The sequence below is a fragment of the Thermoflexus sp. genome (assembly GCF_042408365.1).
Taxonomy (GTDB): Bacteria; Chloroflexota; Anaerolineae; order Thermoflexales; family Thermoflexaceae; genus Thermoflexus.
In genome coordinates this window covers 1-13,043 of sequence record NZ_JBHOQJ010000097.1, presented here as the reverse complement: position 1 = coordinate 13,043, position 13,043 = coordinate 1, and the positions used below count along the sequence as shown (strand labels likewise).

18 protein-coding genes and 3 tRNA genes are annotated in these 13,043 nt (G+C 65.8%); all 21 read right to left on the bottom strand.

The window, feature by feature from the left end; genetic code table 11:
- Positions 1 to 167: 167 nt before the first annotated feature.
- Positions 168 to 734: a hypothetical protein gene (locus ACFMO5_RS04185; RefSeq protein WP_376791503.1), complete on the bottom strand. Its 567-nt coding sequence runs from the start codon at positions 732 to 734 to the stop codon at positions 168 to 170.
- Between the two features lie 3 nt (positions 735 to 737).
- A complete protein-coding gene (locus ACFMO5_RS04180; RefSeq protein ID WP_376791502.1) occupies positions 738 to 1,145 on the bottom strand; it encodes a single-stranded DNA-binding protein in 408 nt (135 codons plus the stop codon).
- A gap of 168 nt (positions 1,146 to 1,313) precedes the next feature.
- Positions 1,314 to 1,679 (bottom strand): hypothetical protein, encoded by a 366-nt coding sequence (locus ACFMO5_RS04175; protein ID WP_376791501.1) that lies wholly within the window; start codon positions 1,677 to 1,679, stop codon positions 1,314 to 1,316.
- Between the two features lie 12 nt (positions 1,680 to 1,691).
- Entirely contained in the window at positions 1,692 to 1,892 is a 201-nt protein-coding gene (locus tag ACFMO5_RS04170) for a hypothetical protein (RefSeq protein WP_376791500.1), read from the bottom strand.
- 144 nt (positions 1,893 to 2,036) lie between these two features.
- Positions 2,037 to 2,270: a hypothetical protein gene (locus ACFMO5_RS04165; protein WP_376791499.1), complete on the bottom strand. Its 234-nt coding sequence runs from the start codon at positions 2,268 to 2,270 to the stop codon at positions 2,037 to 2,039.
- Positions 2,270 to 3,232, bottom strand: coding sequence for a hypothetical protein (locus tag ACFMO5_RS04160; RefSeq protein ID WP_376791498.1), 963 nt, complete (start codon positions 3,230 to 3,232; stop codon positions 2,270 to 2,272). Before ACFMO5_RS04160 ends, ACFMO5_RS04165 begins: the two co-directional genes overlap by 1 nt.
- Positions 3,216 to 3,431, bottom strand: a complete 216-nt coding sequence (locus ACFMO5_RS04155; RefSeq protein WP_376791497.1) for a hypothetical protein — start codon at positions 3,429 to 3,431, stop codon at positions 3,216 to 3,218. Before ACFMO5_RS04155 ends, ACFMO5_RS04160 begins: the two co-directional genes overlap by 17 nt.
- Positions 3,424 to 4,608 (bottom strand): helix-turn-helix domain-containing protein, encoded by a 1,185-nt coding sequence (locus ACFMO5_RS04150; RefSeq protein ID WP_376791496.1) that lies wholly within the window; start codon positions 4,606 to 4,608, stop codon positions 3,424 to 3,426. Before ACFMO5_RS04150 ends, ACFMO5_RS04155 begins: the two co-directional genes overlap by 8 nt.
- Positions 4,609 to 4,636: 28 nt before the next feature.
- Positions 4,637 to 4,990, bottom strand: coding sequence for a hypothetical protein (locus ACFMO5_RS04145; protein WP_376791495.1), 354 nt, complete (start codon positions 4,988 to 4,990; stop codon positions 4,637 to 4,639).
- 66 nt (positions 4,991 to 5,056) lie between these two features.
- Entirely contained in the window at positions 5,057 to 5,485 is a 429-nt protein-coding gene (locus ACFMO5_RS04140) for a single-stranded DNA-binding protein (RefSeq protein ID WP_376791494.1), read from the bottom strand.
- Between the two features lie 50 nt (positions 5,486 to 5,535).
- Positions 5,536 to 5,931 (bottom strand): hypothetical protein, encoded by a 396-nt coding sequence (locus ACFMO5_RS04135; protein WP_376791493.1) that lies wholly within the window; start codon positions 5,929 to 5,931, stop codon positions 5,536 to 5,538.
- 75 nt (positions 5,932 to 6,006) lie between these two features.
- Positions 6,007 to 7,299 (bottom strand): FtsK/SpoIIIE domain-containing protein, encoded by a 1,293-nt coding sequence (locus tag ACFMO5_RS04130; RefSeq protein WP_376791492.1) that lies wholly within the window; start codon positions 7,297 to 7,299, stop codon positions 6,007 to 6,009.
- The gene (locus ACFMO5_RS04125; protein ID WP_376791491.1) at positions 7,296 to 8,321 is read right to left on the bottom strand and encodes a hypothetical protein; all 1,026 of its coding nucleotides are present in this window, start codon (positions 8,319 to 8,321) and stop codon (positions 7,296 to 7,298) included. The genes ACFMO5_RS04130 and ACFMO5_RS04125 overlap by 4 nt, the downstream gene beginning before the upstream one ends.
- A complete protein-coding gene (locus ACFMO5_RS04120; RefSeq protein WP_376791490.1) occupies positions 8,290 to 8,718 on the bottom strand; it encodes a hypothetical protein in 429 nt (142 codons plus the stop codon). Before ACFMO5_RS04120 ends, ACFMO5_RS04125 begins: the two co-directional genes overlap by 32 nt.
- A 160-nt stretch (positions 8,719 to 8,878) precedes the next feature.
- The gene (locus ACFMO5_RS04115) at positions 8,879 to 9,328 is read right to left on the bottom strand and encodes a MerR family transcriptional regulator (protein ID WP_376791489.1); all 450 of its coding nucleotides are present in this window, start codon (positions 9,326 to 9,328) and stop codon (positions 8,879 to 8,881) included.
- Positions 9,329 to 9,445: 117 nt separating this feature from the next.
- Positions 9,446 to 10,768: a helix-turn-helix domain-containing protein gene (locus ACFMO5_RS04110; protein WP_376791488.1), complete on the bottom strand. Its 1,323-nt coding sequence runs from the start codon at positions 10,766 to 10,768 to the stop codon at positions 9,446 to 9,448.
- Positions 10,769 to 10,918: 150 nt separating this feature from the next.
- Positions 10,919 to 10,990, bottom strand: a tRNA-Cys gene (locus tag ACFMO5_RS04105).
- Between the two features lie 2 nt (positions 10,991 to 10,992).
- A tRNA-Gly gene (locus ACFMO5_RS04100) sits at positions 10,993 to 11,065 on the bottom strand.
- Between the two features lie 6 nt (positions 11,066 to 11,071).
- Positions 11,072 to 11,144, bottom strand: a tRNA-Phe gene (locus tag ACFMO5_RS04095).
- Positions 11,145 to 11,262: 118 nt separating this feature from the next.
- Positions 11,263 to 12,597: an MFS transporter gene (locus ACFMO5_RS04090; protein WP_376791487.1), complete on the bottom strand. Its 1,335-nt coding sequence runs from the start codon at positions 12,595 to 12,597 to the stop codon at positions 11,263 to 11,265.
- A 174-nt stretch (positions 12,598 to 12,771) separates the two neighbouring features.
- Positions 12,772 to 13,043 (bottom strand): 3H domain-containing protein (locus ACFMO5_RS04085; protein WP_376791486.1); only part of this gene is annotated, 272 nt, incomplete at its 5' end.

Below are 13,043 nucleotides of genomic sequence, written 5' to 3'. Positions count from 1 at the left end.
GGGCAGAAGCCCCTTCGCCCGGGCCTCGTCATAGGCGGCCGGGATGAGCTGGCGGCAGGCCTGGTGCAGGGCCGCCATGGCCTGGCGGGCCGCCTCCTCCGCCTTCTCCTTCAGGGCCAGGGCGGCCTCCAGCTGCTGGCGGAGCAGCAGGATCTGGGCGCGATCCGTCACCGCAGCGCCTCCTCCAGATCCCGGAGAGCCTTCCGGGAGGCCTCCGCCTCCGCCCGCAGCCGCTCCCAGCCCTCGGGGGTGGGGACGGCCAGGTAGTCCGCCAGGGCTGTCCCCCGGCGGGCGAAGGCCTGCAGGGCCGCCCGGGCCCGCTCCCGCGCCGGCTCCAGCCCTGCCGGCGCGGGCCTCCCCTCGAAGCCCACCGCCAGCTCCTGCAGCCGGCGCAGGATCCGGGAGGCCTCCCGGGTCCGCTCGAGAAGCGTCATGGGGCGCGCCACGGGCGGCGCGGCGGCCGCCGGGGCGCCCGGATGGGGCGTGGGCAGAAGGGCCGGGGCGGACGCGAGCGCCTCCATCTCCCGGTCCAGCTCCGAAAGGGCGAGCTGGACCCGGCGGGCCTCCTCCAGGAAGGCCCGGGCCTCCAGAAGGTCCCGGGAGAGGAGGATCGCCCGCCCCGAGGCGTCATAGGGGGTGACCACGAGGCCTACCCCCATGGGGGCGAGCAGGAGAAGCGCCGCCAGGGCCGCCAGGACGCGGGCGATCCAGGACCGCTCGATCTCGATCTCCATCCCCTACTCCTCCTCGATCCGGACCGCCTCCGCCGGAGGCGGAGGATGGTCCAGAGACCCGGTGTCCAGCACGGCGATCCGCTCGGCCACCGTCTCCACCACCACCCGGCCGTCCTCCAGGTCCCGGCTCTGGGTCCAGCCCACCACCAGGACCTTCATGCCTCGCCGGAGGCGAGGCAAAAGGGACAGCCACCGCTCCCCGTAGGCCACCACCGTGAAGAAGTCGTAGGGGAGCGGCTTGCCGGAGCGGTCCCGCTTGGGGGGCTGCCCGGCCGATCGGGGCACGGCGATCCGGAAAGCGATCCGAATCCCGCCGCTCCGGGTGCGAAAGGCCCGGGCGTCGTCCCCCACGATCCGCCCGGCCTTGACGTCCAGGTTCGATGGGAAGCGGACTCCGCCGTCGTCGGTCATGCGTTCCCCCATCAGACTTGCGGTTGGGGTTTTTCGTCCCGGGAGCCGGGTTCGATCCCGGGGAAGGCCCGCCGGAGGCGGGCCGGAGGAAGGGATCGAACCCGGCGGAAGCCGGATGGGATCCCGGCGGACGCCGGAGATCCGGAAGGCCCCGCCGGAGGCGGCGGCCTATGCCCACCGGAAGCGCGGGAGGGAAGACTCCCACGCGAACATGGCGGCCAGGACCAGGAGCATCCCCAGAACGGCGGGAAGCGCCCGCAGGATCAGGGGGACCCCGCGGGCCTTCATGGCCCGGGAGAGCCGCCCGTAGCCCCACAGGGCCAGAACCCACCCCGGCCCCATGGACAGGACATGCAGGGCGTTGACCGCCGCTGGGGGAAGGCCCGCCGCCTCCTGATACCACCGGCGGACCGGCTCCAGCCGGTCCGGCCCGTCCAGGACCAGGAAGTCCAGGAACACCAGCATCGCGCCCAGCAGGACGCCGTCCAGGAACGCCGCGGCCATCAGGGCCGCGATCTCGATCGCCTTCCGCATCGCCCGCCCTCCTCAGTTCGGCAGCATCGGGGGGCGGCCGCCCCGCACCCACAGCATCAGGAGGAGGATCAGGTCGGCGATCCTCCCCCGCAGGGCGGCCTCCGCCCCCGGGTAGTCGCCCGCTTTCCTGCGGGCCTCCCAGGCCCGAACCCGGGCCACGGGATCCCGATACAGCCGCTCCAGAAGCGCCAGCTCGTCCCGCAGATCCCTCATCGTCCCCCCTATCGCCGGCCCATGGCCCGCCCGACCGCCAGGCCGGCCAGGAATCCGATGCCGGCGGAAGCGAGAACCGCCGGCAGAAGATCCATCAGGCGCAGAATTTCCGGTAGCACAGAAAACCCCCAATTTTTTGTGAGACTAAAAAACCAGCCGCCCGAAGGCGTCCAGGATCTCCTCCTCCGAGGGGCCATTGGAGGCCTCCGCCAGGCGGGAGAGATCCGCCCCCCGCAGGGCGGCCCGGACGATGCGGGCCCGCAGGCGGGGGGTCGCCAGCAGGCGAATCAGGTCGTCATCCTCCCCCGGCCACAGGCGGAGGCGGATGTGCACCACCACCGGGCGCCCCTCCTTCCGGGGCCGTCCCCGCCGGCCCATCAGGCCTCCCTCCGCTGCGCCTGCTTGCGGGCGAACTTCAGCAGCCCGCGGGCGGTGGCCATCACCGGATCGTCCGGGATCCAGATCCGGTCGAAGCGCCTGGCCAGCGCGGGCCCCAGCAGCAGCGCCCCGCCGCCCACGGCGATGACCCGGGCGAAGCGGCGGAACGCCTTCCCCCACTGGCGCTCGATGAATCCGAGGACCTCCCGCTCCCAGATCGGGAGCGCTCCGGACAGATCCACCTGGCGGGCCCGCAGCCGCTCATCGAGCTCCGCCAGGGTGTAGAGGCCGTCCGGGTTCAGCAGGCTCAGCAGCCGCCTCACCCCCAGGGTCTCCCCGCCGGTCATCCGCTGCACCAGGACCCCCTGACGGGCCGCCAGGAGGTCCACCGTGTTCATTCCGATGTTGATCACGCCGATCTCTTTCGAGAAGTCCGCCCGGCGCTCCGGGACGAAGGCGCCCGAATCGTCGAGGAAGTAATCGAACAGCGCCCCCACCGGCTGGCCGGTGACCCCCACGTCCGCCACCTCGACCGCCCGCTCCCGGCCGGAAGCGATCCACCGGTGAGGGCCCCGCAGGAAGGCCTTCACGGCCCTCACCGCCGCCTCCGCGTCCGGGCCGGAAAGCACTTCGATGGGCAGGCCCACCATCAGCCGCAGGGGTCCTTCGATCCCGGCCGCCGTGAGCGCCCCATAGAACAGGGCGCGCATCTCCGGGCTGCCGGTCAGCCGCTCGAAATCCAGGTTCTCCACCGGCCGCCCCCAGTCATGGGCGCCCTCCCCGACGAAGAACCGCTGCCCGTCGGGCAGGGTCACCTCCAGCGGAGGCCGCCGCGCCCGAAGGCCCGCCATCGCGCGGATCGTCCGGCCTCCATCCGCGGCCACGGCCGAGGGCAGCAGCACCGTCCCCCCGTCGAAGGCCAGCTTCACCGCGCCGTATCCCGGATCAAAAGCCGCCAGCATTCTTGCCCTCCTTCGCGATCGGATCGATCGGAATCCGGTATGCTCGCGCGAACAGCTCGACGCAGTCCCGGCACAGGGCCAGCCCCCGGATCTCCGCGTCGGCCCACGCCCCGCATCCGGGCACCGCGCAGATCCGGGCCGGCGCGGATCTCGCCGGCCGCGTGCCGGAGTCCGGAGACCAAGTCCAGCTCTCAGCCATCCTGCACCCCCTTCAGATCCCAGGCGACGTGGAAGGCGTCCCCGGGCGAGTTTGGCAAGCGCCCCCGCTCCTGCAGCCGCCGGGCCGCCTGGAACAGGAGCTCCGGCTCGATTCCGGCCGCCTGGATGGCCTCCAGCTCCCGGATCCACCGGGAGCGTTCCGGCTCCCGGACGGGAGCGGGCCGCCCGACGGCCTCCGCGAAGGCCTCGGCCAGCGGCCGGAGGGCCTCCGGGAAGGCCGCCTCCCCCTCGCCCTCCGGCGCCGGATCCGGAGGATCCGCCCCGCACCACGGGCACGGCCCCTCCTCAGCCATCTCCCAGCAGCGGGCGCATTCCCGCAGCCGGGCGCCGCAGGCGGGGCATTCGCCGCGCGGGCGGGGATCCCACGGGGACCGGCGGGCGTCCCCCCCGCAGCGGGGGCAGATCGGCGGGCCCAGACGGCCCGAGGCCTGCAGGCGCTCCGCCAGGGCGGCCATCCCCTCGGGGTTCTCCCGCAGGTTGGCCAGGAAGGCCCCGACCCCCGGGCCGCCCCGCTGGGCGCGGTGATGCTCCCAGAGGGCCAGAAGCCGGCGCGGAGGGATCCCAGATTGGGCCAGCGCCCGAACCCCGTCCGCCGACGTGACCCCGATCTGGGCCGCCACCCCCCGCCAGACCGCCGGAATTTCTGTGATCCTGAAATCACGTGATTTGGAAATCACGTGATCTGGAATTCCTGTGATCTGGGGATCACAGGAATTTTCCCCCCCTGTACCCCCCCTATCTAAAAAATCATGGGGTGGTGGTGGATTCATGTCTTCCACCACCACCATGTTGTCTTCATGGGGGGGTATGGGGGGGTGAATTTCTGTGATCGTGGAATCACGTGATTTCGGGAAATCACGTGATTTGGGGATCACAGAAATTCGGCCGTCCGGCAGCCGCTCGACCAGCCCCTCCCGGGCCAGCCGGCCCAGGGATCGGCTGGCGGCTTCCCGGGAGATCCGGACCCACTCCGCCAGGGTCTCTACGGACACCCGGACCGGCTGGCCGTCCCAGGCGAACATGGCGAGCACCAGGTAAACCGCCACGTCCGTCGCCCGGAGGCGTCCGTCTCTCATCAGCTCGGCCGCCTCGCAGGAGACGCGGAAATGGCCTTTCGGCGGCAGCTCCGGCTGAGGGAAAGGCTTTCGGCCTCGCATACGCCCCTCCTCGGCGCAAGAACCCAGCTCACGGAGCGGGACTATCTTGGGCGGAGAACGCCCTCAGTCCCTTAACAGCCCCGGCCGAGATGCCTGCCGAGGGGCCGCGGTGGGCCGCAAGCGCCCATCCATCGCCCAGCCGCTCAATCAGCCCCGCATGCTCCAGCTCGGCCAGCCACAGCTCCAGGACCCCCAGCGGGATCCGCATGGATGCGGCCCAATCCGACGGTCGGCCCGCAATCCGGCCATCGCGCCATCCGTAATAGGCCAGCACGTGATACAGCGCGAAGGCGCCGATCGACAGGCCGCCCGCCTGCAGCCGCTCCACGGCGGCGCGATGGGTCCGAAAGAATCCGCGCGGCGGCGGCTCGAATCGGATCACGTCCTCCTCCTCAAGTCCCCGGATGGAGGGAAGAGGGAAGCAAGTCCATCCGGGGAGATCCAGGGATCAAAGCGGGATGTCCTCCTCGACGGCCCCGGGCTCCTCCAGCGCGGGCTCCTCCGCCTCCACCGCCGGCGGCGCCTCCACGGGCCGCGGCCCGATGAACACAATGCGATCCGCCCGTACTTCATACACCGCCCCCGCCGTCCCGTCGGAGCGGCGGAAGATGCGCGGGCCGCCGGTCTCCGGGTCCGGCCGCAGCCGCCCTTCCACCAGCACCGGGCGCCCCTTCTGCAGATACTGATTGGCGATCTCGGCCTGGCGCCCGAAGACCGACACCCGGAACCAGATCGTTTCCTCTCTCTGCTCCCCGCTGGCGTCCCGATACCGGGTGTTGCTGGCCATCCGGAACGACGTCACCGGCGTCCCCTCCGGGGTGAAGCGCATCTCGGGGTCCGTCCCCAGATGGCCCGTGATGATGAGCTTGTGGTACATGGCCTTCCTCCTGGAAGAGATTGAGTGGCCGATGAGCCGATCGCGCCGTGTCATCTCTCGCCTTCCGTCTCATAGTCCCTTTCGAGCGAGGGGAGGGTGGTGACGATCTTGGCCTCCGCCGCCGCAGCGACCAACCCCGGGCGCACCTTCACGCCCAGACCCTCCAGGTCGCGGCGGAGGAAGTCCATTAACTTGCTCGCCCGCCCCTTCACCCGCTCGATTTCCTCCTCCTTCCCCGGCATGTCCAGGATCTCGCCCATGGGGAAACGGGCCACATAGATCTCCTCACCGTGGGCAGCAGCCAACTCCACGAAGAACTGGAACCACCGCATTCCCCCATCGCTTCGGTGGATCCGGTAATAGTCCTGAAGCCGGACTACCGAGATCTGAGCGCCCTGGATCTCGCTGCGAAAGTCTTCGTAAGTCACGAATCCAATGACCGTCATCGCTTGCCTCCTTCTTGCGCTCGCCCGCCGCACAGGCCTATGCGCCCTATGTGACCCCTGTGCGGCCTGTGCGGCCTATGCGCCTGTGCGGCCCAGCCCTGCGGCCTCGAGGAGTGCATCCGTCACCCGACGGGGATCCGTGGCGTGGCGCGGACGGGTCAGCCATCCCCGTCGCTCCCACTCCTCCGCGATCTGCCGGATCCGCCATGCGCTGAGCTTTCCCTTGAAGGCCTCCGCCAGCTGCCCAATCGGAAAGGTCCCGCCCAGACGCTCCACCGCGTAGGCCACCAGCTCTCGCTCCTCCGGGCGAAGGGTCGGGCCTCCCACCGAGGGCAGGGCCTCCACGAAGTAAGCCTGAAGTTCCAGAAGCCTGGGTCGCCCAGGGAGCCGGGCCAGCATCCGCCCCGGGATGGGCGGGAGGGCCTCCGCCCCCGGCTGCTCCAGGATGGCCTCGGACTGTCGCCGCTCTGCGCAGCGGAAGGCCAATCGTGTCGAGCAATTAGCGCGGATCAGCGTGTTGATGATCTCGGCCTTGGGGTTGGTGGCCGCCAAGATGAGATAGATCCCCAGGCCGGCCCCCTTGGAGGCCAAGCGAAGCAGGCTCCGATAGAGGGGGCTACGCAGTCCTGCCAGGACCGCCAGGTCCACGAACTCATCGACGACCAGCACCACCGCCGGAAGCATCCCCACGGCTTTCCGATAGGCAGCCAGGGAGGTCGCCCCTGTGGCCGCGAAGCGCCCCTGGCGGGCCTCCGCCTCGCCCAGGATGTCGCCGATCAGGCGGGCGGCCTCATCCACATCAGTGGCCACGTCGATTCGATGCGGCGGGCGCCAGTTGGCGAAGTCGATCCCCTTGGGGTCCACGACGGCGATGCGGACCTCATCGGCTGTGTGAGCCGACGTCAGAGCCACCACCGCCGAGCGGATCCATGCCGTTTTCCCGGTCCGCGTGGTGCCGCCGACCAGGATGTGGCCTAAATCCGGGAGGGAAGCCCAGAGGGGCCCGCGATGCCCAACCCCCAAGGGGACCGCCAGATCTATCCCGGCGGGGCGGTGGGAGAGGTCCAGTGGGACGTGTCGGGGAAGAGGCTGGCGGGGCGGGAGGGGGAAACGGCCGACCTGCACCGCCAGGCCGAAGGAGTCGGTGACGGTCACCGGTCGCCCCCCCAGGGTGGCCCGGATCTGGAGATGGAGGTCCCGATCCAGCCAGGCCTCCCGCGGAATCCCTCCCATCCGCTCCATGTCCAGGACGAAGACCAGCCGGTCAGGCAAGATGATGCCGTCGGCGACAGGGGCTTCGTCTCGAAGAAGCCCCCGCTGGCGGAGAACGGTCAGGATCGCGTTCCAGGTCTGGAGGGCCTCATTCATTGCGCTTCTCCCTCCTCCTCTTGGACGCGTCGCCAATCTGCTTCCAGAGCCTGAGCCATTGGCGGCGGAAGGATCCCCGCCATCGCCGCCTGATCCAGCCGCCGCAAGACCATCACCCGACGCAGCCCGCCCTCGAACCCCGGCGGAAGCCGCCGGCGACGGGGGGCTTGTCCCGGCAGCCCCCGATTGACCAGGTCCACCGCCTGGTCCCGGGCGGTGACCGCAGCTTGATAGTCAGGCGGAGCCAGCTGTGGCTGGGCCACGCCACCCCGGATCTCCAGCGCCGGCCCAAAGGACCGATCGGGATCGACAATCACCTCACCACCACCTTGAAGGGGAAGCACCAGAATGGGCGCGTCCCCTCGGGTATCCCGAGGGATGGCTCGAATCCGGTTCTCAGCCGCCCGCACGAGTCGGCGCGCGGCCCAGGCCATGAGGAAGAACATCGTAAAGGCCATCACCCAGGGCCCATAGGCACGGAGCGGATAGGTGAGCCGTTCCCGCTCGGCCACCAGCCGGGCCTGCTCCGCTTGGGCGGCTTGGGCGGTGGCCGCAGCGGCCGCGTGGACGGCCGTGCCTGTGGCGCCCACCTCCCAGGCCGATCGGGTAGCCGTAGCCGATTGGCTCCAAGCGGCGGCAGTAGCGGTAGCCGCCATCGCCTGGGCGCGGGCCTGGGCCGTGGCGGTGGCCTCCCAGGCGGTGCGGGTGGCCTGGATCTCCCAAGCGGCGCGGGTGGCGGCGATCGCCTGGGCCTGGGCGGTGGCCGTTGCTCTCCCGGCGACGGCGGTGGCCGTCTCCAATGCCCGGACCCTTTGGAGGGTTGCCTCCGCTCGGATTCCACTCAAGTAGAGCTCCACCGCCCCTTGCTCCACAGTAGCCTGATAGGCTGTGGAGACCGCTGGGGGACGCGGAGCATAGGGAGAGGCGGAGCCGGAGCCACAGGAGGCCGCCAAAAGAAGCACTATCCCGGCGATCCCTAAACCCAGGACTCTATGCCCACCATGGAGGAACCAGGTCTTCATCGTCTTCTTCCTCCAAAGGGATCGCCGGATATCCGAGATACGGAAGCCCATAAGGAGGCAAAGCGGAGAGAGGGGATGCAGGCAGTGTGGGCGCTTCTTCTTGGGGCATCCGTCCCCAATAGGCATACGGACCGGGGAGCCAGGCCCCGTGCGAGGCTTCCCGCCGGAAGGGCAAGCGGAAGAAGAGATACGCCACCGCACCGGCTCCGGCCAGAAGGAGAAGCGAAAGCAGGAGGATGGCCACCAGGGAGAGCATCAGGGAAATAGCCTGGCTCGTGGCCAGGAGGAGCGCTAAGACGAGGGCGGCAGCGAGGAGGCCTCCCAGCAACGGGACTCCTGCCCTAAGGAGCAAGACGCCCAGGGCGATCGTAATGATAGCTCCTATCACCAGTTCCATCAGTCTTTGCCCCCTCGCGGATTGCCCACAGCGCTTGCCTTCGATTATACGGTAATGTGTCTCAGTTTGTCAAGAGATGTCTCAGTGAAAGTCAAGAAAAAAGGCCCTTGTCAGAAATTTCTGACAAGGGCCTTCGAGGGCTTCTTGGAGCATTCGGGAATTACTTCCCATTCAGCTTCATGCTCTCCATGCGTTGAAGGAGCAAACGCATTCGTTTCCCCTTGAAACCGTGGGCGGATTCCTTGCGCACAGCGTGATAGATCTCTGCCAAATGTGCTACGTCCTCTTCGATAAGCCTGTATGGCTTCCCGCGCTTGCCTGGGGAAATTACCCTAATCAAGCCCTGCTGGATCCAGCGGGAAATAGTTCGTTGAGGCACGCCATACTTTCGTTCTGCCTCGCGCTGAGTGATCCCCATCTCCCCTTCCGCCATGACCAAACGGGGCTCCCTCTCGGTCTGCTCTTCAGCGGGGGTCTCGACTAGAATCATCTCTCCAAACCTGAACAGTTTGATTCCTATTTTACCCGATCGGGCATACCGGATCAAGGTCTGGGGCTTGAGCCCCAGACGAGCGGCGGCTTCTTCCAGTGGAATAAGATGCGCGATCATCTCGATTCTCCCTGCGCCAGTCTTTCGAGCCGATGGGATGGCCATTAGAGTTTCAAGCCAACCCAATGAGATGGCGATCCAGAGATATGCCTACCGAACCTTAGAGCATCGCCAGCTCTAACGATGTTCGGAATTTTGTAGAAACGACCAATCTATGTTTAGTGGATTCCCATAAGATGTAACCATGAACCCGATCTCGTAATAAATTTTTGACGGTTTCCCATCCTTAGTTCCGCTCAAGTTCGCGGAACCTTCGTACTTGATGAGGGTATTTCTATCGACATCAACATAAACTTTCTCGCTCAAAATTCCTTCAAAGCGGTCGCTCATATGATAAGCGCCAACTTCCACCTGTCTTTCATAAACCTTCGCTAGCCTCCCTGATATCCTAACTAGCTTTCGCCAGGGTTTGTATTGGCGCTCTGTTTCAATGCTCATTGCCAGAGGAATGTCCAAACTGCCATAAGGTTCTCTTAAATTGCCAATTGCTTCAAATATACTTCGATAATACGGTATTTCATTTGGCAAATATATTTTTTGAAAATTATCAAGTTCGTAGTATGTTCCATCTTTTCTGGCAAAAATGAGTTCCCCACCGCCTTGCCATGCGACCAATCCATAATTCGCCTTCACAGTTGCTTTCCAGTTGTTGCGATCATTGTATTCCATGGTGATTTCTGACACATATTCGTTGTTATCAAACACAATTCTTGACGAATAAACAGCCTCAAATGGTTGGTTCCCTAGACTAACCAGCATCCTTTCTACCTGATTTGTATGCAACGGGGCTGATTTCGGATCAATGCCCGAGGGAAGCAGTGGGAGACCTTGAGGAAAGATCATCGTCGTGAACTCCTGAATCGGCTGCGCATACACGATCCCTGTCCAGATCGTCAATGGAATCAGCGAGACAAGCAGAAGCAATAAAACGCCAAAGAGCAATAAGGTCCTTCGGCGTCGCTCTGCAGCAGCTTCCTGATCCAGTGCCACGATTTCCTCGGGACTGGCAACCACCACGTGGGATAGATGCCTGGTGAATACCGTGTGTTCGGCGATCCGTTTCTTGTCCGAGGCATACTCCCGCTTAAATTTGTGAGGCTTTCGATAGCTTTGGGGGATGATGACCAGCCCAACCAGTTTCCCATCCACCAACCCCTGCCAGTATCGAAATACCACGGGAGGTTGACAGTACAAGTCCGCTGCATCCTTCAGCTGGCGATGGTTTAGGAGGCTTTTCATCCCCACAATCTCACCGTTATCATCCACCCCGATCAGGAGATAGCTTGTTTTTCCCACAGTCTTCATGATGTTGGCCAGGGACATGAGATCCTTACAGAACTCCGCCTGGCCCTCCCGTGTGGATAAATCCACCTCCCGCTTGAATTCAACCGTGGGCCCTTCCCCTTGGGCGATCAGCTGCTTGATGAATCTCGGATTCATTGCCTCCTCCCCATCGCCCACTTAGAATGTGGGGGATTGATTGAGGTGGCTTTGGATTCTCGAATCCATCGATCGCGGTTGTTGGGGTGGAATCCTTCCTAAATCCAATGCCCCGGGGTTTTCTTCCCCGGGGCGTTGGATTTTCAGGAGAGGCGGCGGTGGGAATCGAACCCACGTCCGGGGTTTTGCAGACCCCTGCCTGAGCCACTCGGCTACGCCGCCAGAGCGGGCGACGGGACTCGAACCCGCGACCTCCTCCATGGCAAGGAGGCGCTCCACCAGCTGAGCTACGCCCGCCTGCAGTGCCGAGAGGCGGAATCGAACCGCCGACCCCCCGGTTTTCAGCCGGGTGCTCTACCAACTGAGCTATCTCGGCAATCCATTTTAATATCTAACATGGCCAGAAGGGTTTGTCAAGCCACCGACTCCCAGAGTGGGAGGGCCACTTCAGCGGCCCTCCCACTCACTCGCCTGCCCATGCGCAGCGGCCCTGCTCATCGAAGCTCTCCGACCACATCGGCCAGAGGCCGACCCCGCGTCTCATACGGCAACGACAGCGCCGCCAGCCCGTAAATCCCATACGCAACAGCGAACACCGTGAGGGCCAAGGGCATGGAGACCCCCAGCAGATAGCCCCCCAGGGTGGGAGCGAGCGCGCCAGCGATCCGGGTCATCCCGCTGGCCGCGCCCATCCCGGTCGTCCGCAGCTGTGTGGGATACGCCTCCGGCGTGTAGGCGTACAACGCTCCCCACGCCCCCAGGGCGAAGAACGACATCCAGATCGCCGCCGCCAGATAGGCCGGCAGCGAGGTTGCAACGGCGAAGAGATAGGTGAAGACCCCGCTGGCCAATAGATAAAATCCCAGGGTCCTCCGCCGCCCGATCTGTTCCACCAGGTAAGCGGCCGAGAAGTATCCGGGAAGCTGGGCCAAGGTGATGATGAAAACATATTCATACGATTTCAGGAAATCTAACCCGCGCTGAACCAAGAGCCTGGGCAACCAGGTGAACACCCCATAGTAACCCAGGGAGATCCCGAACCAGATCAGCCACAGCAGCGCGGTGGTCCGCGTGTAAGGCCGGCGCCATAGATCTCCAACCGTGACGCGAGGCGCCGCCGGCACGGTCAACCGGATCCCCTCCGGCAACACAGTGCCGTTCTCCCGGGCCACTTGGGCCAAAATCGCGCGGGCTTCCTCCTCCCGTCCGTGGACCAACAGGAAGCGCGGGGATTCCGGCACGTAGCGGCGGATCCAGAAGACGATGAGGCCCGGCAGGGCGGAGATCGCCAGGAGCGGCCGCCAGCCCACCCGCGGCACGATCAACCAGGCCAGGCCCGCTGCGATCAACGCCCCCAGCGCCCAGAACGCCTCCAGGTAGACCAGATAGCGCCCGCGCTTCTGACGCGGCAGATACTCCGCGAAGATCGCGTAGTCCACCGGCAGCGTGCCTCCTACGCCGAAGCCGGTCAGCGCCCGCAGAAGGACCAAGGTCGTGAAGTTCGGGGAGAAGGCGGAGAGCAGGCCGAAGCCCGAATCGATGAGCACGGTGAGGATGAAGCCCAGCTTGCGCCCGATCCGATCCGACAACATTCCCCAGAACCAAGCCCCGGCCAGCATCCCCAGGAAGATGGCGGTGCCCAGCAGGCCCGCCTGGGTCGTGGTCAGCTTCCACTCCTGCGAGATGGCCGGCAGGGCAAAGGAGATCAACAGCACTTCCATCGCATCGGCCGCCCACCCCGCCCCGCAGATCGCCATCAGTTTGTATTGAAACCGGCCCAGGCCCACTCGGTCGATCGCTTCGTCGAAGGTCATCGTAAGGGCAGCCATGAGAGACACCTCCTTCTTTCGTAGGGGCACCCACAAGGGGTGCCCCTACGGAATGGTGGAATGGTGGGAACGCCAATCGTAGGGGCAGGATTTATGCCTGCTCTCAGGCCCCATATCGGGAGGCCCTCACAGGTGTCCCTATTGGGGATCCTTGGGTGCTCGCAAGAGGCGCTCCTACTCCACGAGATAGCCTCGCTGGCGCAGCGCCTCCCGTGCCCGTTCTAAGATCTCTGGGCTCCGGGCCTCCAAGGTATGCAGATGCAAGCCCTCCGTCAGCTCGCTCAGGAGACGGGCCCCGGTCCGCCGCAACGCCTCCATGAACTGACGAACATCCTCCCGCGAGGCGATGTGCAGGCTTCCCCGCAGCTCCCCGTAGATCGCGTGCTCCACGATCACGTCCACCACCTCAACCCCCAGCTCCACCAGAAGCGTCAGCTCATCCTCCG